The sequence below is a fragment of the Streptomyces sp. NPDC042259 genome, assembly GCF_055582085.1.
Map to the genome: position 1 here is coordinate 555532 of NZ_JBVJDW010000003.1, position 26701 is coordinate 582232.

Genomic DNA, 26701 nt, shown 5'->3' on the forward strand with positions numbered 1-26701 from the left:
GGCGCGTCCTCAAGCGCCGGACGGGCTGGATTTCCAGCCCGTCCGGCGCTTGAGGACACAGCACAGCCAGCCCGTCCGGCGCTTGAGGACACAGCACAGCCAGCCCGTCCGGCGCTTGAGGACACCGCCGGTAGGGCCATCGGCAGGCCTACGGAATGTGACCTTCGACGCTCCCGCCCAAGGGACTGGGCAGCGAGGTTACCCGCAAGTAGCATGACGGTGTCAGCCCGCACCGCGGCGGAGCCGTACCGGCGTGCCCGCGCGCAGCGATCCCGCATCTGGAGGAGAGCCAACGTGCCTCGTACCGCTAGGGACGTCGTTTTCGTCGACGGCGTCCGCACCCCGTTCGGCAAGGCGGGCCCGAAGGGCATCTACCACGAGACCCGCGCCGACGACCTCGTCGTCAAGTGCATCCGGGAACTGCTGCGCCGTAACCCGGACCTGGACCCGGCACGTATCGACGAGGTCGCCCTCGCCGCCACGACGCAGATCGGCGACCAGGGCCTGACCCTCGGCCGCACCGCCGGCATCCTCGCGGGCCTCCCGCAGTCCGTGCCCGGTTACTCCATCGACCGCATGTGCGCCGGTGCGATGACCGCCGTGACCGCCGTCGCCGGTGGCCTCTCCTTCGGTGCGTACGACATCGCCATCGCGGGCGGCGTCGAGCACATGGGCCGTCACCCCATGGGCGAGGGCGTGGACCCGAACCCGCGCTTCGTGTCGGAGAAGCTGGTCGACGAGTCCGCCCTCTTCATGGGCATGACCGCCGAGAACCTGCACGACCGCCTGCCGCACATCACCAAGCAGCGCGCCGACGAGTACGCGGTGCGCAGCCAGGAGAAGGCCGCGAAGGCGTACGCCGACGGCAAGATCCAGGCCGACCTGGTGCCGATCTCCGTCCGCCGCACCAACGCGGAGGCCGGGGAGACCGGCTGGGGCCTGGCCATCGCCGACGAGCCGATGCGCCCGGGCACCACGCTGGAGAACCTGGCGGGTCTCAAGACCCCCTTCCGGCCGCACGGCCGGGTCACCGCGGGCAACGCCGCCGGTCTCAACGACGGTGCCACCGCCTCGCTGATCGCCGCCGAGGACGTGGCCCGCGAGCTGGGCCTGCCGGTCAAGATGCGCCTGGTGTCGTACGCGTTCGCGGGTGTCGAGCCCGAGGTCATGGGCATCGGCCCGGTCCCGGCGACCGAGAAGGCCCTCGCCAAGGCGGGCCTGACGATCGACGACATCGGTCTCTTCGAGATCAACGAGGCCTTCGCGGTGCAGGTGCTCTCGCTCCTGGACCACTACGGCATCGCGGACGACGACCCGCGCGTCAACCAGTACGGCGGCGCCATCGCCTTCGGCCACCCGCTGGCCTCGTCGGGCGTGCGCCTGATGACGCAGCTGGCGCGGCAGTTCGAGGAGCAGCCGCACGTCCGCTACGGCATCACGAGCATGTGTGTCGGCTTCGGCATGGGCGGAACGGTCATCTGGGAGAACCCGCACTTCGACGGAGGCAACAAGTGAGCACCACTGAACTCCTGAAGGGCGCGGCCGAGCTGTTCCCGGGCGAGGTCGTGACCCAGGCGCACGTGCGCCACCTCGACCTGCCCTTCGGTGCCGGGCGCTTCGCGCTCGTCACGCTGGACAACGGTCTGGACCACACCAAGCCGACCACGTTCGGCCCGCAGTCGCTCGCGAACCTGAACGCGGCGATCGACCAGCTCGAGGCGGAGGCCGCGGCGGGCGAGATCGTCGGTGCCGGTCTGACCGGCAAGCCGTTCATCTTCGCGGTCGGCGCCGACCTCAAGGGCGTCGAGCTGCTCAAGCGCCACGAGGACGCGCTGGCCATCGGCAAGGGCGGGCACGACGTCTTCAAGCGGCTGTCGCAGCTGGCCGTGCCGACCTTCGCGTACTACAACGGTGCCGCGATGGGCGGCGGCGTCGAGGTCGGTCTGCACTGCACGTATCGCACGGTCTCCAAGGCGATCCCCGCCTTCTCGCTGCCCGAGGTCTTCCTCGGTCTGGTCCCCGGCTGGGGCGGCTGCGCGCTGCTGCCGAACCTGATCGGCGCGGACCGCGCGGTCTCGGTGATCATCGAGAACTCGCTCAACCAGAACAAGCAGCTGCGCGGCAAGCAGGTCTTCGACCTCGGTATCGCGGACGCTTTGTTCGAGGGTGCGGACTTCCTGGAGCAGTCGCTGCTGTGGACCGCCTCGGTGCTCAAGGGTGATATCGAGGTCGTCCGGGCCGAGATCGACCGCGGTGAGGGCTGGGACCAGGCCGTCGCCCGCGGCAAGGCCATCGCCGACTCCAAGGTGCACGGCGCCGCCCCGGCCGCGTACCGCGCGCTGGAGATCATCGCCGCGGCGAAGAACGGCGATCTGCGTGCCGGCTTCGACGCCGAGGACCAGGCGCTGGCCGACCTGATCATGGGTGGCGAACTGCGCGGCGGCATCTACGCCTTCAACCTGGTGCAGAAGCGCGCCAAGCGCCCGGCGGGGGCCCCGGACAAGTCCCTGGCCCGCCCGGTCACCAAGGTGGGCGTCGTCGGCGCCGGCCTGATGGCCTCTCAGCTGGCGCTGCTCTTCGCGCGCCGCCTCGAGGTGCCGGTCGTGCTGACCGACATCGACCAGGAGCGCGTCGACAAGGGCGTGGGCTACGTCCACGGCGAGATCGACAAGCTGCTGCTCAAGGGCCGCGTCAACCAGGACAAGGCCAACCGTCTCAAGGGCCTGGTCTCCGGCTCGCTGGACAAGGCCGCCGCCTTCGGCGACGCGGACTTCGTCATCGAGGCCGTCTTCGAGGAGATGGGCGTCAAGCAGCAGGTGTTCGCCGAGGTCGAGGCGGTCGTTCCGGCCCACGCGATCCTGGCCACCAACACCTCCTCGCTGTCGGTCTCCGAGATGGCGTCGAAGCTGAAGAACCCCGAGCGGGTCGTGGGCTTCCACTTCTTCAACCCGGTCGCGATCCTCCCGCTGCTGGAGATCGTCCGCGGCGAGCGGACGGACGACGCGTCGCTGGCCACGGCCTTCGGCGTCGCCAAGAAGCTGAAGAAGACCGCGGTGCTGGTGAAGGACGCCCCGGCGTTCGTCGTCAACCGCATCCTCACCCGCTTCATGGGCGAGATCCAGAACGTCATCGACGAGGGCACCCCGGTGGCCACCGCCGAGAAGGCCGTCGAGCCGCTCGGTCTGCCGATGTCCCCGCTGGTGCTCCTGGAGCTGGTCGGCCCGGCCATCGGTCTGCACGTCTCCGAGACCCTCAACCGCGCCTTCCCGGACCGGTTCACCGTCTCGCCGAACCTGGCCGCCGTGGTCAAGGCCGGCAAGCGCGGCTTCTACGTCTACGACTCCGGCAAGCCGGAGCTGGACCCCGAGGTCGCGGCGCTGCTGAAGCAGGGCGACGTCGTCCTGACCGAGGAGCAGGTGCGCGAGCGGGTGCTGGACGCCGTGGCGCAGGAAATCGGCCTGATGCTGGACGAGGGCGTCGTCGCCGAGGCCCAGGACATCGACCTGTGCCTGATCACCGGTGCGGGCTGGCCCTTCCACCTGGGCGGCATCACGCCGTACCTGGACCGCGAGGGCGTCTCCGAGCGGGCCGCCGGCCGGCGGTTCCTGCCGCAGGGTGTGGCGAGCGTTCCGGCGTAACGCGCCGGAAGGGCGGTGAAGGGGCCCACGGGCCCCGGATCCGCCGGGGAAAGTTCCGAAGCGCCGGACGGGCGAGCTGGCCCGTCCGGCGTTTCGCCGTTACCGGCGGCCGGTGCTCAGGCCTGTCCGGCGGATGTCGCGGGCTCCCGGCACGCGCGCTCGCCGCGTTGTCCGAAGTCACCCGGGTATGCCGGGCGCGGGCACGGTCCTCCGCCTCGCGACGCTCCCCCGGCCACCGCCGGGAGGTGCCCCGACGCCGTCGCTGATCCACAAAGGTCCGTCGGTGACAGGCCCTGTCACCGACGGCCGGTGCTCCAGCGCTTGGTGACCTCGGTCAGGGCCCGGACCGCCTGGGCCAGGAGCCGGTCGTCGTCGCGTACCCGGCGGCTGTGCTCGACGTGCAGGAAGGGGACGTCGACGGTGTCCGCGTGGTCGCCCTCGACGTTGGTGCGGCCCTCCAGTCCGCCGCAGTCGCGCTGGCGCACCTCGCAGGTCCGCAGGTGCAGCTTGCGCAGCGCGCCGGACAGCCTGTGGGCCGCGGGTACTCCCGCGTCGCCCTTGCCGGGCGAGACGACGACGTCGTTGCCGGGGGAGCTGCTGTCGGCGAAGCCGTGCACCTGGACGGCGGGGAGGCGGCGGTCGGCGAGGGTGGCCGCGACGGCGGCGAAGACCGAGTCCGAGCGGTGGGCGACGTCGGCCGCGTCCCCCTCCTCGTCGTCGCCGTCGGCCCCGGCGTTGCGGTGCGCGCCCGCCAGGACGAGCACACCGCCGGGCGAGCTGCGCAGCAGACCGATGCCGAGCTGTTCGGTTCGCTGGTCGGCGGTCGGGTGCGGGACCTGCACCGACCAGCGGGCCGGGCCGCGCAGGTCCACGTAGACCCGGCCCCAGCCGCGCCGGGACTCGCCGTCCTTCGTGGCGTCGGCGATCTCCGCGACCTCCATGCCGCCGTCGCGGTCGACGAGGGTGCGCAGGGTGTAGCCGACGGTGGACAGGGCACGCTCGGCCTCGGGCTGTTTGCCGTCGAGGACGAGGCGGACGCCGTCGGCGACGGCGCGGCGCTCGCTCGCACCGGGGACGCGGTAGCCACCGCTCGGAGTGATGCGGTCGGTGAAGCCGGTGATCCACTGCCGCAGGTCGACGGAGCCGCCCGGGTCGGCGGATTCGACGGGCCGGCCGCCCTGGTGCGGGCGGGGGGCCTTCGGCGCGTTCGAGCAGCCGGCCAGCCCGAACAGCGCCACCGCGCCGAGCAGCGCGGACGCCGTCATGGTGCTGGGGATTTCCGGCTTGAGCCTCATGTTGGTAAAAATACCCCGGTGAAGCGCTCTCGCCGTATCGTCCTCGCCCTGGCCGCCACGGCCGTCATCGGAGCCTCGACCGCAGGCTACCTCTCCACCCGCGAGGACGCCGCACCGGCGGGTGACGCCTCGTTCACGCTGGCCGCGGGCGGGGACATACTCATCCACCCCGAGATAACCGATCAGGCGAACAAGGACGCGAAGGACAAGGGCACCCAGGGGCCGGACTTCGGTGCGGTGATGGCCGGAATCAAGCCGGTGGTGAGCCAGGCGGATCTCGCGGTCTGCCACATGGAGACCGTCATGGCGGAGCCGAAGGGCCCCTTCCTCGGCTACCGGAAGTTCAGCGTGCCGCCGCAGATCGCGGCCACCCTCAAGGACATCGGCTACGACACCTGCTCGACGGCGTCCAACCACACGCTCGACCACGGCCCCGAGGCCGTGAAGCGGACCCTGGACACACTGGACAAGGCGGGCATCAAGCACACCGGCTCGGCGCGCGACGCCAAGGAGGCGGCCACCCCCAACATCATGGACGTCAAGGGGGTGAAGGTCGCCCAGCTGTCCTACGCCTACGGCTTCAACGACACGACCGTGCCGAAGGACAAGCCGTGGCTGGTCAACACCGTGGACGTGAAGCGGATGGCCAAGGACGAGAAGGCCGCCCGCGCCGCCGGCGCGGAGGTCGTCTTCGCCAGCATCCACTGGGGCCGCGAGGAGCACAACGAGGCCAGCAAGAGCCAGCTGCGCACGGCCGAACTGATAGCCAAGAAGACGGGCATCGACCTGGTCGTCGGTCATCACGCGCACGTCGTGCAGCCCTTCGAGAAGGTGCGCGGCACCTGGGTGGCGTACGGCCTGGGCAATCAGGTGGCCCGGCACGCCAAGCCGCTCGGCATCACCGAGGAGGGCGTGATGGGCCGCTTCACCTTCACCCGCACCAACGGCAAGTGGTCGGTGACCGAGGCCCGGTACGTTCCCACGCTGGTGGAGCTGGAGCCGAAGATCCGGGTGGTGGACGTGGCGGCCGCGCTGGAGGGCGGCGGCAAGGGGCTGTCGGACGAGCACAAGGCGCGCTACCGGACCGCGTACGAGCGGACCCGCGGAATCGTGCTGAACCGGGGCGGCGAAAAAGACGGTTTGCGGCCGCTGGTGGTCGAGGAAAAGCCCTGACCAGAGGCGGTAAAGGGACAGCGTGACCAAGATCCCATTGACGCGCTAGGTCATTGCGTCGACACTAACGGTTTTGGTAAAGCGTTCGAATATTGCTTAGAATCCGAACGTTTCACCGTACATATACGCAGTGCGACGGACAGACAGTGACAGGTATCTCGTGGTCCCGGCATGTCCCGTGCCGTGACGAGAGGAAATCCGTTGTCCGCTTCGCGCGGCTCACGTCGACGCAAGGCCCGCCGTCGCGCGGACATGCCGCTGCTGGGCGGCGCCCGCCCGCCGATAGCCGCCCTGCTGGCACTGCTGCTGGCGGTGGCGGGAGCGACGGCCCTGGTCCTCGGCGACCGTGACCGGGCGAGCCTCGACGCGGCGGTCCTGACGTCCCAGCAGCACGTGGCCGAGGACGGCGCCCTGTCGCTGCGCGCCTCGCTCGACGAGAGCGCCACCGACCTCCAGCGCGCCGCCGCCCTGTTCACCGGCCCCGAGCCGGTACCGGCCGACACGGTCCTGGACAAGCTCGGCAAGATCTACAGCAAGTGGCGCGGCACCGCGGTCATCGACCCCGTGGGCGGCACCCTGCTGGCCGCGCGCGGTGAGAACATCCCCCTCGCCACCGTCCTCAAGGGCGCCCCGGACGCCAAGGGCGACGACAAGGACGGCAAGGCGTTCGGGGTGGGACCGCGGCTGGTGAAGCTGCGGTCCGGCGAGACCCGGATGCTGGTCGTGGCCGCCCTGCGCGGCGGCGACCGGCCGCGGCTGCTCGTCGCCTCCGGCACCCTGAACGTCCCCGGCATCTCCTCCGGCGAGGACCGCACCCTCCTCGTCGTCGACTCCGCCGGTACGGTCCTGGCCAGCGACGGCCCGTCGGTGTCCCACAAGTCATGGGCCGAGAAGGCCCGCAGGACCGCCGCCGCCGACTCCGCCAAGACCCCGGAGCCCGGTGGCCACCCCGGCGCCAGCGGCCACTTGATGGGCAGCGGCAAGCGCGGCGAGGAGCGCACGGCCGTGGGCTACGCGGCGGCCGGCCGCGCCCCCGGCGAGACCAGCGCCGCGGGCGCCCTGGGCCTGTCGGTGATCACCTCGGTGGAGGTGACCGAGGACGTCTCGGCGGTGCGTACCCAGGCCTTCGGGCTCGCGGCGGCGGGCATCCTGCTCGCCCTGGCCCTCGTCGTGGGCTGGGTGCTGCTGCGGACCGTCCAGCGACCGCTGCTCCAGCTGTACCTGGAGAGCCGCCGGCTCAGCCGCGGCGAGCTGGACCGCCCGGTGCGCCGGTTCCGGGGCCGCGAACCGGCCCGGATCGGCGCCGCCCTGGAGAGCCTGCGCAAGCAGCGCCTCGGCGGCCGTCCCACCCGCACCGGCCGGGCCCGTGGCGGCTTCGGCACGCGCGGCACCGTCATCGTGTGCGCCGCCGTCCTGCTCGCCTGGTCGGCGCCGCTGCTGTTCCTGCTCAACCGGGCCGGCAGCACCGTGACCGTGCCCCAGCAGCTCGTCGAGGACCAGCGCCGCCGTACCGACACCGCCGCCGACCGGGTCCGCAAGGCGCTCAACGAGGGCTGGGCCGACGTGGCCTCGGTCGCCCAGATCGTCGGCGCGGGCGGCAAGGACGGCGCGGACAAGACCGTCCTGGAGACGACCCTGCGCGAGCACGGCCGCTACCGCTCGGTCTACGTCCTCGACGGCGACGGCAAGGTCCTCTCCCGGGCCGGCGACTCCCCCCGCCACCCGGACGGGCAGAAGCCGCACCCGGACTCCGTCGTCCAGCTCAACACCTCCGGCAAGGAGCCGGCCGTCGCGGCCTACGCGGCGGTGCCCGGCGGCCAGGGCCGCACGGTCGTCGGCGAGTACGACACCCAGTTCCTGATCTCCCTGGTCACCCGGCCCGGTCTCGGCCAGGTCTGGCTGATCGACAAGAAGCACCGGATCATCGCGGCCGACCGGGCGCACGGCTACCGCGCCTTCGCCAAGCTGCCCGGCCGTCACCTCAACGACCTGGCCGTCTCGGCCCGGCGCGACGCCGACGGCACCGCCATCCTGCACCGCTCGGCGAACTCCTCCATCGCGGCCGCCGCGCCCTTCAGCGACAACGGCGCGGTCAAGGGACTGGACTGGCAGGTCGTCAGCGCCCAGCCCGCCGCCTGGCTGGAGCTGCCCGAGTACACCGCCGAGCGGCACACCATGCTCGCCGGACTGCTCGGGGTGACCGCGGCCGTGGCCTGCCTGGGCTGGCTGCACATCATCGTCATCCGCCCCTTGCGCAACCTGGCCGACCAGGCCGAGGCGCTGGCCGGCGGAGACCGGAAGACCGTCCTGTTCCCCCAGCACCACGACGAGGTCGGCGCGGTCGTACGGAACCTGGAACTCATCCGCCAGCAGCTGCGCCCCGCCACCGGGGCCCAGGCCAAGCCGGCCGGAAGGAACTGACCGCCGTGCTCTTCCTCTACACGGTCCTCGTGATCTGCTGCGCCATCGTGCTGGTCGCCGGCGTGATCGAACAGCGCCGTCACTACACCAACCTGGACCTCATACCCACCCGGGTGCTCATCAACGGCATCCGCGGCAAGAGCTCCATCACCCGGCTGTGCGCGGGCGCGCTGCGCGGCGGTGGTCTGGTCACGGTCGCCAAGACCACCGGCACCGCCGCCCGCTTCATCCACCCGGACGCCACCGAGGAGCCGGTCTACCGCAAGTTCGGCATCGCCAACGTCGTCGAGCAGATCGGCATCGTGCGGCGCGCCGCCGCCTACCGCCCGCACGCCCTGGTGATCGAGTGCATGGCCGTCATGCCGGCGCTGCAGGAGGTCAACCAGACCAAGCTGATCCGCTCCACGATCGGCGTGCTCTGCAACGTCCGCGAGGACCACCTCGCCGAGATGGGCCCGACCCTGGACGACGTGGCCCGCTCGCTCAGCCGCTCCATGCCGCACAACGGCATCTGTGTGACGGCCGAGGTCGACCGGCTGCACATCCTCCAGGAGGAGGCCGACAAGCGGAACTGCCGGCTGATCGCGGTGGACCCGGAGACGGTCACCGACGCGGAGCTGCGCGGCTTCAGCTGGTTCACCTTCAAGGAGAACGTCGCCATCGCGCTGGCCGTCGCCGAGCTGCTCGGCGTCGAGCGCGCCACCGCCCTGCAGGGCATGTACGACGCGCCGCCGGACCCCGGTGTGCTGTCGGTGGAGCGCTACCTCACCCCCGAGGGCCGGCCGTTCCGCTTCGCCAACATCTTCGCGGCCAACGACCCCGAGTCGACGCTGATGAACGTCGAGCAGCTGCTCAGCCTCGGCGCCATCGAACGGCCGCTGCACGTCCTGATCAACTGCCGCCCCGACCGCGTCGAGCGCAACGGGCAGATGGGCGAGATCATCCCCCGGCTGGCCCCGGACTCGGTCTTCCTCATCGGCCACCCCACCAAGAGCGCCTCCGACGCGATCCCCGCCGAGTGGCGCGACCGCGTCGTCGACCTCGGCGGCGACCGCCGCGACCCCGGCGAGCTGACCTCCGAGATCCTCGGCCGGCTGGGCCCGGGCGCCTCGCTGATCGCCATCGGCAACATCCACGGCCAGGGCGAGCTGCTCCTGGAGCGGCTGGCCGAACTGCCCGCAGACGACGTTTCACAGCCGCAGACCACAGGAGAATTCCGTTGATCCCCGCCGTCCTCACTCCGGAGATCGCCGCCATCGGGATCGCCCTCGGGCTGCTGTTCTCGCTGGTCTGCTACCTCACCACCAACCTCTCCCCCGGCGGCATGATCACCCCCGGCTGGCTGGCCCTCACCCTGGTCGAGGACCTCCAGCGCGCGGCCATGGTGGTCGGCATCACCGTGCTGACCTATCTGTCCACGCTGCTGCTCCAGCGCTATGTGATCCTCTACGGCAAGCGGCTGTTCGCGGCCGTCGTGCTGACCGGCGTGGTGCTCCAGGCGACCTTGTACGTCATCCTCCAGCAGCAGTACCCGCTGATGTACGCCAACCAGACCCTCGGCTTCATCGTCCCCGGTCTGATCGCCTACCAGCTGGTCCGCCAGCCGCGCGGCGCGACGCTGCTGGCCACCGGAACCGTCTCGCTCGCCAATTACGTCGTCCTGACCGCCGGAATCCTGCTCGGCTTCATGCCCACGGCCTGACCGGCCCAAAGCGCCCGCCGGCGCCTCCCCCACGACTCTCCCGCCCCTCCCGACAGCAGCCCCACGGAGCGAATCCATGTCCCGGAAGAAGGAACGAAAGACGACGGGCCGGAGCACCACGAGCCGGCCCACGGGCCCGCGATCGAAGAACGTGATCCACACGTTGGTCGTGCTCGGTCTGCTCGGTACCAGCGCGTACCTGACCGTGGAGCTGCGCGACAAGCAGCCCGAGACCGCCCCGCCCGTCGAATCCATAGCCGGGGCCGCCACCACGGCGACCGGCGGTGCCAAGCCCGCGTCCGGCGAGCAGCGCTTCGAGCGGCTGGCCAACCCGGCCCGCACGGTCGTGCGCGGCGGCGACGGCGGGGTGCTGGCCACCTTCACCGACAACGCCCGTACCGCGGTCCTCACCGGCCCCAGCCGCACCTTCGCCGAGCCCAAGTTCACCTCGGCGAAGGTGACCACGGACAGCTGGATCCGGCTTCTGCCGCAGCCGTGGAAGGCGGGCTCGGAGAAGGCCGCCTGGTTCAAGGACTGGTACGGCAAGATGGCGAGCAGCAAGGAGCCGGACATCTTCGCCATCTCCATGGAGTACCTGGACGGCGCCCCGCAGAAGAAGGACGCGCAGGGCGTGCCGTACACGGGCGACGCGCAGTTCGGCCCGCTGAACCCCAAGGGCTCCGAAGGCGCGGACCTGCGCCTGGAGCAGTCGGACTTCAACGACTACCTGGGCATCACCTACACCTTCCGGGACGGCACGGTGGAGCGCCCGGAGCCGCTGCGGTTCCGTTCGATCGACTGCTCGGGCTACATCCGGACGATCTTCGGGTACCGCGCGCGGTACCCGCTGATGAGCAAGGACGTCAAGGGCGACGGCCTGCCGCGCACCGCCAATGGCATGGCCCGGCTCTCCCCCGGTGTGCCGGTGATCGAGCTGGGTGACAAGCGCCCCGACAACATCGACCGGCTCCAGCCGGGCGACCTGGTCTTCTTCAAGGTCGACCGCCGTACCGGCGAGCGGCTCGACCACGTCGGCATGTACATGGGCCTGGACACGGACGGCAAGCCCCGCTTCATCTCCAGCCGGGAAGAGGCCAACGGGCCGACGTTCGGCGACAAGGGCGGCTCCGCCCGCCTCGACGGCAGCGGCTACTACGCGGCGGGGCTGCGCAGCGCGAAGCGGCTTTAGCCGCGCAGCGGCGGTGTCCTCAAGCGCCGGACGGGCTTGATTTCAGCCCGTCCGGCGCTTGAGGACAAGGCACAGCAGCCCGTCCGGCGCTTGAGGACGACACGGCGGGCGAACCCGTCGGCCAACGCCGGCCGGGGCGGCGTCAAGGCCGGCCGGGGCGGCGTCAAGACATCACACCCGGTCCCAGGCCCCCAGGGCCAGGCCGGGTTCGTCGGTCCGCTGGCGGGCGACGCGCAGCCGGCCGTCGGTGCCGAGGACGGCGAGCACCACCCGGCCGTGGGCGTCGAGGGCGAGCGCGGGCGCGCCCACGCACTCCTCGCCGGTCTCGGACCAGAAGACGTCCGCCTGCTCGTCGTCGGCGGGGTACGCGGCGAGGGCGGGCAGCCCGGAGGCGGCCCGCTGGGCCAGGACCGTGCAGCCGTGGCCGTCGACGGTGGCGCGCAGGGCCGCGACCGGGCCCGTGCCGGTGCCGCCGGAGACGGTCGGGCACGGGGTGTCGAGGCCCTCCTCGCCGCCGGTGCTCGCGGAGCCCTCGGAGCGGTGGGCGTGCAGCGCGGAGTCCGTCGCGTCGCGCCAGAAGTGCGTGATGCGGTCCTCGCCGGTGGGCGCCGAGCTGGAGGAGCCGGCCATGGGCTTCGCGGGCAGGTTGAGGATCCGCCGCAGCGGGCCGCCGGGCTCCTCCTGCCGCCAGCGCACCACGAACTCGGCGGCGGGGGCGAGGAGTTCGATCCGCCCGGCGTCCGTCCTGGCCGCGGTCAGCTCGTCCAGGACGTGACTGCCCTTCATGTCCGTCCAGGCCTGCCAGATGCCCCGGGCGTCCTGACGCCGTCCGCACACCCCGTCGCCGGCGTTGCGCACGAAGACGTGCAGGCCCACCGAGTCGACGACCGCCGTGGGGACACCGATCTGGTCCGCCCGCTGCGCGTCCTGGCCGTAGGGCGTACCGATCGAGCGCCAGGGTGTCAGCGCTCGGCCCGACTGGAACTGCGTCGCGTAGACGACGTCGGTCTCCGTCCGGCCGTCGTCCAGCTCACGGCGGCGCAGGCCGACGAGGTAGACGTAGCCGGCGGCGCTCTGGGTGAGGGAGAGGTACGGCTCCAGGCCCGGCACGGTCAGCAGCTCCGGCCCGGTCCACTCCGGCCCGCCGGGCCGGGTCTCGGTCCAGCGCGCGAGGCCGCCCGCGGTCGGCACGTAGGCCGTCAGCCGCCCGTCCGCACCCCGCAGCAGCCAGCCGGTCGTCGGGGTGGCCGTCCGCACTGCCATGACTCGCTGCCAGCCTCTCTCGTCGTCGTCGGGGGATCGGCGACGGGGCCCCTTGGTTCAGGGAGTCGGACTCAATTCCGCACCACACGGACCCCATTCGTCGACCCTCGACAATAACATTCCGGTTGTGCGCGAATATCGAGTGCGTTTTTCCGTTTATGCGGCTCTTCCGGGAAGCGTCGGACGCGGAGGCACGTACCGGCGGTCCAGGGCCGCCCGCGGGAAGGGCAGGCGGAACGGCTCGCACGCGCGAAGGGCCCCGGCCGCCGCCGCAGTTGGTCGGCGGCCGTCGAGGACGCCCGCAGGACGCCCGGCCGCCGCGGGCGGCACAGCAGGCCGTCAGCCGAAGATCCGCCGGACACGGCCTAGACGTCCGCCGATGCCGACGGCACCGAGCCGCCGCCCGCCTTGCCCAGGCGGCTGTGCCGCTGCCCGTAGGCGAAGAAGACGACGATGCCGAGGACCATCCACGCCGCGAACCGCAACCACGTCTCGCCGGTCAGATTGAGCATCAGCCACACCGAGGCCGCCACGGACACGATGGGGACGACGGGCACGAACGGGACCCGGAAGGAGCGCGGCAGGTCGGGCCGGGTGCGGCGCAGGATGATGACGCCGAGCGCGACGACGACGAAGGCGAAGAGCGTGCCGATGTTGACGAGTTCGGCCAGCACGTCGATCGAGGTGAAACCGGCGAGCACCGCGACGACGACGCCGAGCAGGATCGTGGAGCGGTAGGGCGTACCGAACCGCGGGTGGACCCGCGAGAAGACCCTCGGCAGCAGCCCGTCGCGGCTCATCGCGAAGAACACCCGGCTCTGCCCCAGCAGCAGGATCATGCAGACGGTGGTGAGGCCGACGGCCGCCCCGAAGCTGATCAGACCGGCCCAGAAGGGGTGGCCCGTGGCCTTGAAGGCGTCGGCCAGCGGCGCGTCCGTGGACAGCTCGGTGTACTTCTGCATGCCGGTGACGACGATGGACACGGCCACGTAGAGCACCGTGCAGATGGCGAGGGAGCCGAGGATGCCGCGCGGTACGTCGCGCTGCGGGTTGCGGGTCTCCTCGGCGGCCGTGGCGACGATGTCGAAGCCGATGAAGGCGAAGAAGACCACCGCGGCGGCGGAGAAGATGCCCATCACACCGAAGTTCGCCGGGGAGAACCCGAACAGCAGCTGGATCAGCGGGGCCTTCACCCCGCCGCCGGACTCCGTGGCCTGGGATTCCGGGAGGAAGGGGTCGTAGTTGGAGCCGCTGATGAAGAAGGCGCCCACGACGATGACGATGAGGACGACGGTGACCTTCACGGCGACCACGACGGCGGTCACCCGCGAGGACAGCTTCATGCCGACGACCAGGATCACGGTCAGCACGAGCACGAGCGCGCAGGCGAGGATGTCGAAGCCGAAGCGGCCCTCGTGCGTGCCCTCCAGCCCCACGGGCAGATGCCAGCCCGCGTTGTCCATCAGCGAACGGATGTAGCCGGACCAGCCCACGGCGACCACGGCGCAGCCCAGCGCCAGCTCCAGGATGAGGTCCCAGCCGATGATCCACGCGGGCAGTTCGCCCAGCGAGGCGTAGGAGAAGGTGTACGCGGATCCGGCCACCGGCACGGTGGAGGCGAACTCGGCGTAACAGAGCGCCGCGAGCCCGCACACCACACCGGCGAGGACGAAGGCGAGGGCCACGGACGGGCCCGCGTTCTCCTTGGCCACCTTGCCGGTGAGGACGAAGATGCCGGTGCCGATGACGACACCGACACCGAAGACGGTGAGATCGATGGCCGACAGCGACTTTTTGAGCGCGTGCTCCGGCTCCTCGGTGTCCCTGATGGACTGCTCCACCGTCTTGGTCCGGAAGATACCGCTCCTGCCGCGGCTGTTCCGGGAGGGTCGCACTGTGCTCATCAGCCCACCTCCGCCTGCTCGACCGTCGCTCGTCCCTGCAACTGAGCGAGTGTCCGCGATGATCCGGGCCAGATCCGGGCCATCCCGGCCACCGCTCCCAGGATTCACCCGATAGGACGTAGCGGCACCTATGCGAACGAGCCGACCGATCCACCCGAACGGGTGGTCGATCGGCTCGTCTCAGCCTGGTCGGCGGGGTTCGCCTGCGGGCCTGTCTTTGCCGCCTGCGGCGGCGGGGCGCCCTGCGGGCGCGTCCTCAATAACCGGACGGGCCCAATTCGGCCCGTCCGGCTATTGAGGACAAGGACCGCGCCGTGGCGCGGGTACGGTACCGCCTAGTCGCGTGCCGCCTCGGCCGGCTCGGCGGCCTTCACGGCGGGGCCCGTCTCCTCCAGGCGGCCGTCGATCTTGGAGACGAGGCCGGTGACCTGGCGGGCGATGTCCGGGGCGGTGAGCCCGATCTCCGCCATGACCTCCTTGCGGGAGGCGTGGTCGAGGAAACGCGGCGGGATGCCGAAGTCACGCAGCGGGAGGTCGACGCCCGCGTCGCGCAGCGCCTGCGCGACGGCCGACCCGACGCCGCCCACCCGGCTGTTGTCCTCGACGGTGACGACGACACGGTGCCGCGCGGCGAGCGCGGGCAGTGCCTCGTCGACCGGCTTGACCCAGCGGGGGTCGACGACGGTCGTCGAGATGCCCTGCTTGTCGAGCAGGTCGGCGATCTCCAGGCACATCGGCGCGAGCGCGCCGACGGAGACGAGGAGGACGTCGGGGCGGTCCGTGCCCCCGGCCGGCTCGCGGAGCACGTCCATGCCGCCGACCCGGCCGACGGCCTTGACCGCCGGGCCGACCGCGCCCTTGGAGTAGCGCACGACGGTCGGGGCGTCCTTGACCTCGACGGCCTCGCGCAGCTGGGCGCGGACCTGGTCGGCGTCACGCGGGGCGGCGATCCGCAGGGTCGGCACGACCTGGAGGATCGACATGTCCCACATGCCGTTGTGCGAGGCTCCGTCGGTGCCGGTGACCCCGGCCCGGTCCAGCACGAACGTCACTCCGCACTTGTGCAGGGCCACGTCCATCAGCACCTGGTCGAAGGCGCGGTTGAGGAACGTCGCGTACACCGCGAAGACCGGGTGCAGCCCGCCCGTGGCCAGGCCGGCCGCCGACGTCGCCGCGTGCTGCTCGGCGATGCCCACGTCGTAGACACGGTCGGGGAAGGCCTTGGCGAACTTGTCCAGGCCGACGGGCTGGAGCATGGCCGCGGTGATCGCGACGATGTCCTCGCGCTCGTGGCCGAGCTTGACCATTTCCTCGCCGAAGACGGAGGTCCAGTCGGCACCGCCCGCCGAGACCGGCAGCCCGGTGTCGGGGTGGATGACGCCGATGCCGTGGAAACGGTCGCCCTCGTGCTGCTCCGCGGGCTTGTAGCCGCGGCCCTTCTGGGTGAGGCAGTGCACGATGACGGGGCCGCCGAAGCGCTTGGCGCGCTGCAGGGCGGACTCCAGGGCCTCGATGTCGTGACCGTCGATCGGGCCGATGTACTTCAGGCCCAGGTCCTCGAACATGCCCTGCGGGGCGATGAAGTCCTTGAGGCCCTTCTTCGCGCCGTGCAGGGTCTCGTAGAGCGGCTTGCCCAGGACCGGGGTGCGCTCCAGCAGGTCCTTGCCGCGGGCCAGGAAGCGTTCGTAGCCGTCGGTGGTGCGCAGGGTGGCCAGGTGGTTGGCGAGGCCGCCGATGGTCGGCGCGTAGGAGCGCTCGTTGTCGTTGACGACGATGACGAGCGGGCGGTCCTTGGCGACCGCGATGTTGTTCAGCGCCTCCCAGGCCATACCGCCGGTGAGCGCGCCGTCACCGATGACGGCGGCGACATGGTCGCCCGTGCGGCGCACCTGATTGGCCTTGGCGAGGCCGTCCGCCCAGCCCAGGACCGTGGAGGCGTGGCTGTTCTCGATCACGTCGTGGTCGGACTCGGCGCGCGAGGGGTAGCCCGAGAGGCCGTCCTTCGCCCGCAGCTTCGAGAAGTCCTGGCGACCGGTGAGCAGCTTGTGCACATAGCTCTGGTGGCCGGTGTCGAAGAGGACCTTGTCCTTCGGCGAGTCGAACACTCGATGCAGGGCGATCGTCAGTTCGACCACGCCGAGGTTGGGCCCGAGGTGGCCGCCGGTCTTGGAAACCGCGTCCACGAGGAAGGACCGGATCTCCGCGGCCAGCTGATCGAGCTGCTCCGGGCTCAGCCGGTCCAGATCGCGCGGTCCCCTGATGCGGGATAGCAGCGCCACCCGTGCCTCCTTAAGCGTTCGAGCTGTCGAGCTTTGCCGGTCTGTCGAGTCTAATGTTCCGCTCGCGGTGCCGGTGAACGGGTGATGCGACGTATGTCACGCGATCGGCCTAGCCCGGTTCTCCTCAAACGCCGGACGGGCTGCCGTGCCCTGTCCTCAATCGCCGGACGGGCTCATGTGAGCCCGTCCGGCGATTGAGGACGCGCCCGCCTACGCCCGCCCCGCCGTCTTCTGCGTCTTGCGCGAGACCGAGTCGATCACGACGGCGGCCAGCAGCACCGCACCGGTGATCATGTACTGGACCGCGGAGGCGATGCCCAGCAGCGCCATGCCGGAGGCGATCGACTGGATCACCAGCACACCGAGCAGCGCCGACCACGTCTTGCCCCGGCCGCCGAAGAGGCTGGTGCCGCCGATGACGGCCGCCGCGATGGCATTCATCAGCAGGCTGCCCGCACCGGAGGACTGGTTCGCGGCGTTGATCTGCGAGGCGAGGAACATCCCGCCCAGCGCCGCCATCGTCCCCGAGAGCGCGAAGACCGAGATCCGGATCGCGGCGACGTTGATGCCCGCGCGGCGGGCCGCCTCGACACTGCCGCCCAGGGCGAAGACCTTCCGCCCGTACGGGGTGCGGCGCAGCACGAAGTCCAGCGCGACGACGACCCCGAGGAAGATCACCACGGCCAGCGGCAGCCCCTTGTACTCGTTGAACAGCCAGGCCACCACGTAGGCGGGCACCGCGATGGCGGCGGTGCGCAGCACGATCTCGCTGAGCGGACGGCTGGGGACGCCCGCGGCCTCGCGCCGCCGCGCGTCCAGGAAGGACAGCGCGAAGAACGCGGCCACGCTCAGCGTCGCCAGCCCGTAGGCGGCGGCGATGTCGCTGAAGTAGTGGTTGGTCAGCCCCGCGACCAGCCCGGAGTCGTCCAGGTTGATGGTGCCGTTGGAACCGAGCACCTCGAGCATCAGGCCGTTCCAGCCGAGGAGACCGGCCAGGGTCACCACGAACGCGGGCACGCCGATGCGGGCGAAGAAGAACCCGTGCAGCGCCCCGACCACGGCGCCCGAGAGGAGCGCGAGGACCAGTGCGAGCCACTCCGGCATGCCGTGGTTGACGTTGAGGACGGCGAAGACCGCGGCGGCCAGCCCGCTCACCGACCCCACCGACAGGTCGATCTCGCCCAGGATCAGCACGAAGACGATGCCGACCGCGATCAGACCGGTGCCGGCGGCGGTGACGAAGAGATTGGAGAGGTTCTCCGCGCCCAGGAAGGCCGAGTCCCGCAGCTGGAAGACGAGGCCGATGATGACCAGGCCGACGACCACGGGCAGCGAGCCCAGCTCGCCGCTGCGCAGCTTGCGGCGGAACTCGCTCCAGTAGCCGGCGAAGCCCTCCTCGCGGACCAGCAGTCGCGGGTCCACGGCGGTCACGGCGCCCTCGGCGGCCGGCTGCGCGTCCTGGGGGCGCGCGTCCTGCGGGGTGTCCCCCGCGCCGTCGGTCTTGGACAGTCTCGTACTCACTTCTCGCCCTCCGCGGTGCGCGCCCTGCGGCGGGTCACGGCGTTGTCCGTGGCGCCGGTGATGGCGGAGATGATCTCTTCTTGCGAGGTGGCCCGTACCTCGAAGGTGCCGTTGTTGCGGCCGAGGCGGAGGACCGCGACCCGGTCGGCGACGGCCTTGACGTCGGCCATGTTGTGGCTGATGAGGATGACCCCGAGGCCACGCTCACGCAGCCGCTCCACCAGGTCGAGGACCTGCGCGGTCTGCTCGACGCCCAGCGCCGCGGTGGGCTCGTCGAGGATGACGACCTTGGGCTCGCCGAGCAGCGAGCGGGCGATGGCGACGGTCTGCCGCTGTCCGCCGGAGAGCGAGGCGATGGGGATCCGGACACTGGGGATCCGGATGGAGAGGGTGGAGAGCAGCTCACGGGCGCGGCGCTCCATCTCGACCTCGTCCAGCACCCCGGCGCGCACGATCTCGCGGCCGAGGAAGAGGTTGCCGACGACATCGAGGTTGTCGCAGAGCGCGAGGTCCTGGTAGACGGTCGCGATGCCCAGCTCCTGGGCGGCGTGCGGCCGGTCGACGGTGACGGGCCTGCCCTCCCACTCGATGACGCCTTCGTCGGCGGGGCCGACTCCGGCGATCGTCTTGACGAGGGTGGACTTGCCGGCGCCGTTGTCGCCGACCAGGGCGACCACCTCACCGGGGTGGATCTCCAGCTCTACGTCGGTGAGCGCCTGGACGGCGCCGAACCGCTTGGAGATCCCGCGCAACGCCAGCACGGGCGTAGCGGACACGTGCATCATCTCCTTCGCCGCCTGACCGGCGGGAAGTGGGGACAAGGGGACAGCGGGAATACGGAAACGGGGGAAGGAGGGAAATGGGGGCTGTGCTTACTTCAGTCCGGCCGTGTCGCACTGCGCCTTGTACTTGGCGGTGCAGATCTCGTCCAGATTGAAGAAGCCCTCCTTGCCGACGTACTTCCCGATGTCGCCCTTGGTCAGTGCGAAGGGGGTGACGATGATCGAGGGGATCTTCTTTTCGGTGCCGCTGTCGACGGTGGACTTGGCGATCGAGTCGAGCTTCTTGCCCTGGGCGAGGGCCACGGCCATTTCGGCGGCGGCGTCGGCCTCGGGCTTGTACGGCTTGTAGACGCTCATGAACTGCTCGTCGGAGAGAATCCGCTGAATGGCGGAAAGCTCGGCGTCCTGTCCGGTGACGGGCGGGAGCTTGTCGAATCCGGCGCTCTTCAGCGCGGTGATGATGCCGCCGGCCATGCCGTCGTTGGCGGAGTAGACGCCGACGATCTTGTCCTTGCCGAGCGAGGAGATGGCGCCCTTCATGTTCTCGTTGGCGTTCTCCGGCTTCCACTCCTTGGTGTCGTACTCCTTGCCGACCTTGACCTTGCCGTCGAGGACGGAGTGGGCGCCGTCCTTGTACATCTTGGCGTTCGGGTCGGTGACGGAGCCGTTCATCATGACGATCTCGCCCTTGCCGGCGTTGTCGCCCAGCTCCTTCAGCAGGGACTCGCCCTGGATCTTGCCGACGCGCTCGTTGTCGACGGAGGTGTACGCCTTGATCGGGCCCTCGGCCAGCCGGTCGTACGCGACGACGGGAATGCCCTTGTCGTTCGCCTTCTTCACCGAAACCGCTATCGACTTCGCGTCCACCGCGTCGACGATCAGCGCGTCGACCTTCTTGGTGATCATCGTGTCGACCTGCTGCTGCTGGACGGAGGCGTCCTGCTTGGCGTTCTCGTAGAGGACCTTGGTGTCCGGCCCCGCCAATTCCTTGATCTTCTTTTCGATCAGCGGGTGGTCGAACCGCTCGTAGCGGGCGGTCTGGTTCTCCGGCAACAGCAGGCCGATGGTGAGCGGCCCCTTCTTGTCCTTCTTCTCACCGCCGCCGTTGCCGGATTCCTTGGCGCTGCCACAGGCGGCGAGTCCGGCGGCCATCGAAACAGCGGCCACGGTGACGGCGGCGCGACGCAGATGCGTGTTCACTGAACAAACCTCCCTGACGAGGCCGCGTCGTTGCGGCCGAGGTGGCTGGAAGTCAACTCGGCCGCCAAGGCACCGTCAAGAAGTAAATCCTTAACGAGATGGCAACGATGCCATTCGTTATCTGCGTGAACTCAAAGAACGCCCCGGGGAAACAGTGACGACCGTCAGGCGGGGGCGGGCACGTCGGCGGCGACGCTGTCGTCCAGCAGCGTGGAATCGCCCATTTCGTTCAGCACGAGGGCAATGGCGCCCAGCACCTCGGCCCGGCCGCCCAATGCCCCCGGGACGACCTCCAACTGCCGTGCGGCGCTGGGGATCGCGTACCGGGAGACGGATTCGCGGATGGGGCCGAGAATCAGCTCACCGGAGTCCGCGAGGTCGCCGCCGAGCACCACTCGGCGGGGATTGAGCAGATTGCACAGGTTCGCCACGCCGCTGCCGATATGCCGGCCGACATCCGCGATCACCCGTCGGCAGCCCGGGTCGCCCTCCCGCGCGAGCCGCACCATGCGCGCCACGGTCAGATCGGTGCCATGGGCCGAATGGAGCAACGGCAGGACATAGCGGGCGGCGGCGAACGTTTCCAGACAGCCGCGGTTGCCGCACCGGCAGACCGGTCCGGACTCGTCCAGGGTGATGTGCCCGATTTCGCCCGCCGTGCCGCCCGGGCCCCGGTAGATCTGCCCGTTGATCACCAGGCCGGCGCCCACACCGCTGGCGACCTTGATGTACGCGAGGTCCGCCGCGCCGCGGCCGGAGCCCCAGACCAGCTCGCCGAGCGCGCCGAGGTTGGCGTCGTTGTCGACGTACACGGGCACCCCGAGCCGGGCCGCGAGGTCGTCGCGCGGGTTGGTGCCCGCCCAGCCCGGCAGGATCGCGGTCGAGCCCAGCACCCCGGACTCCACGTCGATCGGCCCCGGCACCCCGAGGCCCACTCCCACGATCTTCCCCGGGCTGATCCCCGCCGTCGCGATCAACCGCTTGACCAGCGCTTCCGCCCGGTCCAGCCCCTGTGCGGCGGAGGCGTCCACATCCAGTGGTTCGGCCTCCTCGGCCAGCACCCGGTGGGCGAGGTTCCCGACGGCGACGTGCAGATGGGTGTGCCCGAAGTCGACGCCGACGACGATGCCGGCGTCCCCCGACAGGGACACGCTGCGGGCCCGGCGCCCGCCGGAGGAGGTGGGAGTGACGTCGACGGTCCCGCCGTCCTTCAGCTCCCGGACGATATTGGAGACCGTGGCGGCCGACAGCCCGGTGGACCGGGCGATCTCCGCCTGGGTGAGCGAGCCCGCCATACGCACCGCGCGCACGACCCGCTCCAGGTTGGCCCGGTGCAGCGACGACTGCGACCCCGGAGTCTCCACGCCCATCCACTCCCGCCTCGCGGGCCCGGCACGACCGCCGCGCCCTCGGCCGGACCACAGCAGTGGAGTCCGGCTCTTCGTACAACATGTGAACTCTAAGCTGAGCCGCCTGGGTGAGATCCCGTCAAGGCCTTGACTCCACTTCGCACTCGCATCGAGCCCACATCGAGCCCTCATCGTACGGATCCACGGGTGCCGCCCGGCACGCGAGGGCCCGGCCCGCGGGCCCCCGGCGGCCCGTCGGAGGCGGCTGTCACCGGCGGCGACCGCCGCCCGGCCGCCGTCCCGGCCACCGGAGTGATCTCCCCCGGCCGCGCACACGGGGCCCACGGGACGGCCGCCCGGTCTCCCGCCGCCCCGGCGTCCGGGGCGGCCCCACCGGGCCGGAGCGCGGCGGCATCCCGTCGGCCTCCGAAAAGTCACCCCATACGCTTTGCGTAGCCCGGTAGCCCGAATGGGCGAATCCGGTTTCCCGGGGGCCCCACCCGACTGATCTTGGCTTGTCCGCACTCAAGCGCTTCTGCGGCGGGTTCGCCCGACATCACCTCCGCTCCCCCGGTTCCGCACAGCTCCGCGCCCCGGTCGTTCTGCCGGATAGTTGAGGCCTTCCGCGGCATTGGCGACGCATACCCCCGAAGCGACGCACACGCAGCCACCGTCCAAGTGCAGAGAACGAAACGGAGCCCAGTACATGTGCGAGGACCCCCAACTGGCCACCGCCGACTGGTGGTACACACTCCGGATTCCGGCGCAGCCGTGGATGATCAGCCTCGTCCGCAGCTCGCTCCAGCTCGCACTGCGACGGCACGGGCGGCTCGACCTCGCCGACACCGCCTGCCTGTTGGCGACGGAGCTGGTCACCAATGGCGTGGTGCACGCCGATTCTGCGGTGACCGTCGACCTCAGCTGCCGCTCCCGGACCCTGCGGGTCGACGTGCACGACAGCAGCCCCGTGGTGCCCGCCCGGCGCAGCGCCGGATGCGACGACGAGTCGGGGCGGGGCCTGACCCTCATCGACGCCTGCGCCACGGCCTGGGGCGTCTCTCCGGCGGCCCACGGCCGGGGCAAGGCGGTCTGGTTCACGCTGTGCTGAGCGGCTGCCGGAGGCGGCGGCCCCCCGGGCAGGGGGCCGCCTTGGCGTGCGGGCGAGGGCCTCGCCCGCACGGGGAGCGGTGTGCGGACGGGCGCCCGGGTCCTACTTGAGCGCGCCCGCCGTCAGCCCCGCCTGGACCTGGCGCTGGAAGACGATGTAGGCCGCGAGGACCGGGAGCATGGCGATCACCAGTCCCGCGAAGAGCCCCGACCAGTCGCCCTTGTAGCCCTGGCTGACGGCGAGGGCCACCAGTCCCTGGGGGAGGAGCTTCTTGTCCTCGTCACCGACGTTCAGCACGGTGGGCAGCAGGTACTGGTTCCACTGGCCGAGGAAGTTGAAGATGCCGACGCTGATCAGGCCGGGCTTGGCCATGGGCAGCATCACCTGGAAGAAGGTCCGGGTGTGCGAGGCTCCGTCGATCATCGCGGCCTCCGCCACCGAACTGGGCAGCGTCTTGAAGAACCCGCTGAGGAAGAAGATCGTGAACGGCAGCGAGTAGGCGATGTAGACCAGGATCAGCCCGGGGTAGGTGTTGAGCAGCTGCATGTTCTTCATGACGAAGAACAGCGGCACCAGCGCCAGGATGATGGGAAAGCTCATCCCGCCCACGAAGAGGAAATAGACGAAGCGGTTGCCGGGGAAGGTGAAGCGGGCCAGCACATAGGCCGCCATGGAGCCCAGCAGCATCGTGCCGAAGAGCGAACCGGCCACGACGATCACCGAGTTGAGGAAGTACTGGCTCATGTGCGCCTGGGACCAGGCCCGGCCCCAGGCGTCGAAGTGCAGGCTCGTCGGCAGCGCCCACGGCGAGGTGAAGATCTCCCGGTCGGTCTTGAAGGCGCTCATCACCGCCCACACCAGCGGCAGGGTGACCATCAGGCCCCACAGGGCCAGCACGCCGTGCGAGAAGACGTTGAGGACCCTGCCCTCGCTGCCGAGCCGCCCGCGCGGCGAGTCGATCACCGGGCCGCCGCGCTGCGACGGCACACCCGGCGCGGGGTCCGGCTCGGTGGTCTCCGGGAGGTCGGGGAGGTCCGAGGGCTCGGCGTGCGCGGTCACGGTGCTACTCCCGGTTCGGCGGCGGGGCGGTGGGTCGGCTTCGGCCACACGGCCGCGGTGAGGGCCATCAGTACTCCAGCCGCTCGCGCCGGCCGAGCTTCATGACGATGCCGGCGAAGATCATGGTGACGATGAGCAGGGCCACGCCGAGGGTGGTGGCGTATCCCGCCTGCCCGTCGCGGAACGCCTTCGTATAGAGGTAATAGGCCAGGACCTCCGTGGAATAGTCCGGGCCGCCCGGCCCCACGGTCATGATCTGGATGACCGCGAAGGCGTCGAGCGCCATGATCCCCATGTAGACCCAGCCGGTCTGGACCGTGTCCCACAGCAGCGGCAGGGTGATCCGGAAGAAGGTCTGGACGCGATTGGCGCCGTCCAGCAGCGCCGCCTCGTAGAAGTCCTTGGGGATGGAACTCATGCCCGCCGAGAACAGCACGACGTAGAAGCCGACGTTGCTCCACACCATGACCGCCATGACGCACCACAGCGCCAGCTGCGGATCGCCGAGCCAGTCCGGCTGTACGGAGTCCAGACCGACGGCCTGGAGGAAGGAATTGAGCGCGCCGCTGTTGGGGTTGTAGGCGAACTGGAACAGCAGTGCGACGATCGCGATCGAGAGCACCTGCGGGAAGAAGTAGACGACCTTGTAGAGGCCCGAGCCGCGGACACCGGCGATCGCCGCGTTCTTCCTGCGCCGGCCGCCGACGTTCAGCATGAATGCGAAGAACAGCCCGAGCCCGAGCGTCACCAGCGGGAGCACCAGCAACAGCAGGACGTTGTGCCCCACGGATTTCCAGAACACCTCGTCGTCCCAGAGCCGCTGGTAATTCCGGAAGCCGACCATCTCGAAGTCGGGACTCAGCCCCGTCCAGTCGGTGAAGGAGTAGTAGATGGCCTGGATGAACGGCGAGATGACGAAGACACCGTAGATCGCCAGCGGCAGGGCCAGGAAACCGGCGATGAAGCGGTACTTACCGTGCTGCATGACTGTCGACCCCGATCTCTTCCCGCGGGTGCCGCCGCTGGTGACGCGGACTCACTTGTGCCGGTACTTCTTGACGGAGGCGTCCTTGGCGGTGTCGTCGGCGAATCGCTGGATCTTGGCGATCGCCTCGTCGGGGGTGGCCCGGCCGGCCATCAGCTCGCCGAGCGCCGCCACGCCGATCTTCTCCTTCTGGAGGGCGACGTACCAGTCCTGGATCCGCGGGTTGACGACGTTCTGGCCGGCCTTGGTGAGCGCCTCCTGCGAGGACGCCAGGCCGGGCGGCAGGGTCAGGCCCTCGGTTCCCCCGTTGAGGGAGGTGAGCGAGGAGACCTGCTTGATGAAGTTCTGCGAGGACTTCTTGCTCAGCATGATGCGCAGCAGCTCCATGCCGCCGCGCGGGTTCTTCGCGTTCTTCGGCACGATGAACGGCTCGCCGCCGGAGGCCCAGATCGTCCCGAACGGCAGCTTGTCGCTCTTGTCGAGGCCGGAAGGGGCCCCTACCGCCATCCGGAAGTCCTTCGGGGTGGTCTTCTTCGACTCGTTCTCCACCCAGGAGCCGTTCGGGATGAACAGCGCCTTGCCCTCGTTCCAGGCGGTCTGGGACTCGATGTGGGTCAGCCCCGGCGTGCCCCGGAGGATGTAGCCCTTCTTGTACAGCTCGTAGTACGCCTCGAAGGCGGACTTGACGGCCGGGTCCTTCCAGGCGTTCGGCTCCAGATTGTCGATCTTTTCGAGGACCTCCTTGCCGCCGATCTTCGCGATGAAGGGGTAGAGGCTGAACGGCAGGTAGTACGGGTGCTTGCCTGCGTACGTCCAGCCGGCGATGCCCTTCTTCTTCGCCTTCTCGCAGACCGCGAGCATCTCGTCCCACGTCTCGGGGTACCGCGCGTCGAGCTTCTGCAGATTGGTCTGCGAATACCAGACGCCGTAGACCGTGTAGGCGTAGTAGAGGATCCAGGTCTCGTCGCCGTCGAACCGGCCCATTTCCACGACACCCGGGCGCAGCGTGTCGCGCACCTTCTTCTTGGGGTCGTCGACGGAGGGCGCGTCGAGGAGGGCATTGAGATCGGTGAGCTGCTTCTTCCCGACGAGGGTGCCCATGTCCATCTGTTCGGCGCCGGAATTGTCGATGAGGTCCGGCGGGGTGCCGCCGTTGAAACGGGGCTGCAGCGTGGACTGGATCTTCTGGGTGGCGGAGTGGCTCACCTTGCTGCCGGGGAAGGCCTTGCCGTATTCGGCCTCCGCGTCCTTGGCGTACTGCTGGCCGAAACCGCCGTCGAAGATGACGACGTCGAGCGGCGCGCTCTCATTGATGGCGAGCGGGTTCGTGGCGCTCTTCTCCCCCTTGTCGACCTGCTGGGAGTCGCCGCTGTCGCCGCCGCTCGCACAGGCGCTCAGCACGCTCATCGACGGCACCGCGATCAGACCGATGGCCGCCGCGCGCTTGATCAGATCGCGTCGGCCGAATTCCGAGGTGGATCCCATGCTCAAGTCCTCGCCTTCTCCAGGACTCAGGCGGTGTACCGGTCTTCCCCTTGCGAACTCGCCATCGACGAAGGGCCCGACACCGCGGGTCAGTTGAAGCTTGGTGTGTGCTGGGTGTGCGTCCGGGCTCGGTGATGCTCCCACGGCATGGCCGTCCGCCGCCGCCTCCCGGGTCCGCCGCGGCGCCGAACCGTCGCCTCGGACGCCGACAGGTATAGTCCACTCCCCATCAACTGGGCAAGATCGAAAGCAGCTTTGACGACCAGTCTTTCCCGAGTTGAGACCTCGTCGACATACCCCGACACCAACCGCGGAACCCTTGACACCACTGGCGTCGCACGCCCTACT

At 70.2% G+C, this 26701-nt stretch carries 19 protein-coding genes; 8 read left to right on the plus strand and 11 right to left on the minus strand.

Features of this window, described 5'->3' with window-relative positions; translation table 11 throughout:
* The first annotated feature begins 294 nt into the window (after window positions 1-294).
* Window positions 295-1515, plus strand: coding sequence for a thiolase family protein (locus ACZ6MA_RS11310; RefSeq protein ID WP_469432912.1), 1221 nt, complete (start codon window positions 295-297; stop codon window positions 1513-1515).
* Window positions 1512-3638, plus strand: coding sequence for a 3-hydroxyacyl-CoA dehydrogenase NAD-binding domain-containing protein (locus ACZ6MA_RS11315; protein WP_469432913.1), 2127 nt, complete (start codon window positions 1512-1514; stop codon window positions 3636-3638). Before ACZ6MA_RS11310 ends, ACZ6MA_RS11315 begins: the two co-directional genes overlap by 4 nt.
* A gap of 296 nt (window positions 3639-3934) precedes the next feature.
* On the opposite strand, the gene ACZ6MA_RS11320 is transcribed toward ACZ6MA_RS11315, so the two are convergent.
* Entirely contained in the window at window positions 3935-4933 is a 999-nt protein-coding gene (locus tag ACZ6MA_RS11320; RefSeq protein ID WP_469432915.1) for a hypothetical protein, read from the minus strand.
* Window positions 4934-4951: 18 nt separating this feature from the next.
* Between ACZ6MA_RS11320 and ACZ6MA_RS11325 the strand changes: the two genes are divergently transcribed.
* From ACZ6MA_RS11325 to ACZ6MA_RS11345, 5 genes are all read left to right on the plus strand, one after another.
* Window positions 4952-6106 carry a CapA family protein gene (locus ACZ6MA_RS11325; RefSeq protein WP_469432916.1) on the plus strand — a complete coding sequence of 385 codons (1155 nt, stop codon included), beginning with the start codon at window positions 4952-4954 and terminating at the stop codon, window positions 6104-6106.
* Between the two features lie 201 nt (window positions 6107-6307).
* A complete protein-coding gene (locus ACZ6MA_RS11330; RefSeq protein WP_469432918.1) occupies window positions 6308-8527 on the plus strand; it encodes a HAMP domain-containing protein in 2220 nt (739 codons plus the stop codon).
* 5 nt (window positions 8528-8532) lie between these two features.
* Complete coding sequence (pgsB, locus tag ACZ6MA_RS11335; RefSeq protein ID WP_469432920.1) at window positions 8533-9750, plus strand: poly-gamma-glutamate synthase PgsB; 1218 nt, start codon at window positions 8533-8535, stop codon at window positions 9748-9750.
* The gene (locus ACZ6MA_RS11340; protein WP_469138854.1) at window positions 9747-10229 is read left to right on the plus strand and encodes a poly-gamma-glutamate biosynthesis protein PgsC/CapC; all 483 of its coding nucleotides are present in this window, start codon (window positions 9747-9749) and stop codon (window positions 10227-10229) included. Before pgsB ends, ACZ6MA_RS11340 begins: the two co-directional genes overlap by 4 nt.
* 76 nt (window positions 10230-10305) lie before the next feature.
* Complete coding sequence (locus ACZ6MA_RS11345; RefSeq protein WP_469432922.1) at window positions 10306-11418, plus strand: NlpC/P60 family protein; 1113 nt, start codon at window positions 10306-10308, stop codon at window positions 11416-11418.
* A 171-nt stretch (window positions 11419-11589) separates the two neighbouring features.
* On the opposite strand, the gene ACZ6MA_RS11350 is transcribed toward ACZ6MA_RS11345, so the two are convergent.
* From ACZ6MA_RS11350 to ACZ6MA_RS11380, 7 genes are all read right to left on the minus strand, one after another.
* A complete protein-coding gene (locus tag ACZ6MA_RS11350) occupies window positions 11590-12681 on the minus strand; it encodes a PLL family lectin (protein ID WP_469432924.1) in 1092 nt (363 codons plus the stop codon).
* Window positions 12682-13046: 365 nt separating this feature from the next.
* Window positions 13047-14585, minus strand: coding sequence for an amino acid permease (locus ACZ6MA_RS11355; RefSeq protein WP_469432925.1), 1539 nt, complete (start codon window positions 14583-14585; stop codon window positions 13047-13049).
* A gap of 335 nt (window positions 14586-14920) precedes the next feature.
* On the minus strand, window positions 14921-16864 hold the full coding sequence (gene dxs / locus ACZ6MA_RS11360; protein ID WP_469432926.1) for a 1-deoxy-D-xylulose-5-phosphate synthase: 1944 nt from the start codon (window positions 16862-16864) through the stop codon (window positions 14921-14923).
* A gap of 210 nt (window positions 16865-17074) precedes the next feature.
* Window positions 17075-18385 carry a sugar ABC transporter permease gene (locus ACZ6MA_RS11365; RefSeq protein ID WP_469432928.1) on the minus strand — a complete coding sequence of 437 codons (1311 nt, stop codon included), beginning with the start codon at window positions 18383-18385 and terminating at the stop codon, window positions 17075-17077.
* Window positions 18382-19170, minus strand: a complete 789-nt coding sequence (locus tag ACZ6MA_RS11370; RefSeq protein ID WP_469433145.1) for an ATP-binding cassette domain-containing protein — start codon at window positions 19168-19170, stop codon at window positions 18382-18384. The genes ACZ6MA_RS11365 and ACZ6MA_RS11370 overlap by 4 nt, the downstream gene beginning before the upstream one ends.
* Before the next feature lie 87 nt (window positions 19171-19257).
* Complete coding sequence (locus ACZ6MA_RS11375; RefSeq protein WP_469432929.1) at window positions 19258-20367, minus strand: substrate-binding domain-containing protein; 1110 nt, start codon at window positions 20365-20367, stop codon at window positions 19258-19260.
* Between the two features lie 164 nt (window positions 20368-20531).
* Window positions 20532-21731, minus strand: coding sequence for an ROK family transcriptional regulator (locus ACZ6MA_RS11380; RefSeq protein WP_469432930.1), 1200 nt, complete (start codon window positions 21729-21731; stop codon window positions 20532-20534).
* Window positions 21732-22422: 691 nt separating this feature from the next.
* Between ACZ6MA_RS11380 and ACZ6MA_RS11385 the strand changes: the two genes are divergently transcribed.
* Window positions 22423-22824, plus strand: coding sequence for an ATP-binding protein (locus tag ACZ6MA_RS11385; protein ID WP_469432931.1), 402 nt, complete (start codon window positions 22423-22425; stop codon window positions 22822-22824).
* Between the two features lie 102 nt (window positions 22825-22926).
* On the opposite strand, the gene ACZ6MA_RS11390 is transcribed toward ACZ6MA_RS11385, so the two are convergent.
* The 3 genes from ACZ6MA_RS11390 to ngcE form a co-directional block, all read right to left on the minus strand.
* Window positions 22927-23811 (minus strand): carbohydrate ABC transporter permease, encoded by an 885-nt coding sequence (locus tag ACZ6MA_RS11390; protein ID WP_469433147.1) that lies wholly within the window; start codon window positions 23809-23811, stop codon window positions 22927-22929.
* A 139-nt stretch (window positions 23812-23950) separates the two neighbouring features.
* On the minus strand, window positions 23951-24868 hold the full coding sequence (locus ACZ6MA_RS11395; protein ID WP_469432932.1) for a carbohydrate ABC transporter permease: 918 nt from the start codon (window positions 24866-24868) through the stop codon (window positions 23951-23953).
* A gap of 51 nt (window positions 24869-24919) precedes the next feature.
* Window positions 24920-26353, minus strand: a complete 1434-nt coding sequence (ngcE, locus tag ACZ6MA_RS11400) for an N-acetylglucosamine/diacetylchitobiose ABC transporter substrate-binding protein (RefSeq protein WP_469432934.1) — start codon at window positions 26351-26353, stop codon at window positions 24920-24922.
* Window positions 26354-26701 lie beyond the last annotated feature (348 nt).

Bases quoted from the DNA above. Each gene is read 5' to 3' on its own strand.
- ACZ6MA_RS11350 (WP_469432924.1), bottom strand. From the start codon at position 12,681: ATGGCAGTGCGGACGGCCACCCCGACGACCGGCTGGCTGCTGCGGGGT.
- ngcE (WP_469432934.1), bottom strand. From the start codon at position 26,353: ATGGGATCCACCTCGGAATTCGGCCGACGCGATCTGATCAAGCGCGCG.
- ACZ6MA_RS11395 (WP_469432932.1), bottom strand. From the start codon at position 24,868: ATGCAGCACGGTAAGTACCGCTTCATCGCCGGTTTCCTGGCCCTGCCG.
- ACZ6MA_RS11355 (WP_469432925.1), bottom strand. From the start codon at position 14,585: ATGAGCACAGTGCGACCCTCCCGGAACAGCCGCGGCAGGAGCGGTATC.
- ACZ6MA_RS11320 (WP_469432915.1), bottom strand. From the start codon at position 4,933: ATGAGGCTCAAGCCGGAAATCCCCAGCACCATGACGGCGTCCGCGCTG.
- ACZ6MA_RS11345 (WP_469432922.1), top strand. From the start codon at position 10,306: ATGTCCCGGAAGAAGGAACGAAAGACGACGGGCCGGAGCACCACGAGC.
- ACZ6MA_RS11370 (WP_469433145.1), bottom strand. From the start codon at position 19,170: ATGATGCACGTGTCCGCTACGCCCGTGCTGGCGTTGCGCGGGATCTCC.
- ACZ6MA_RS11385 (WP_469432931.1), top strand. From the start codon at position 22,423: ATGTGCGAGGACCCCCAACTGGCCACCGCCGACTGGTGGTACACACTC.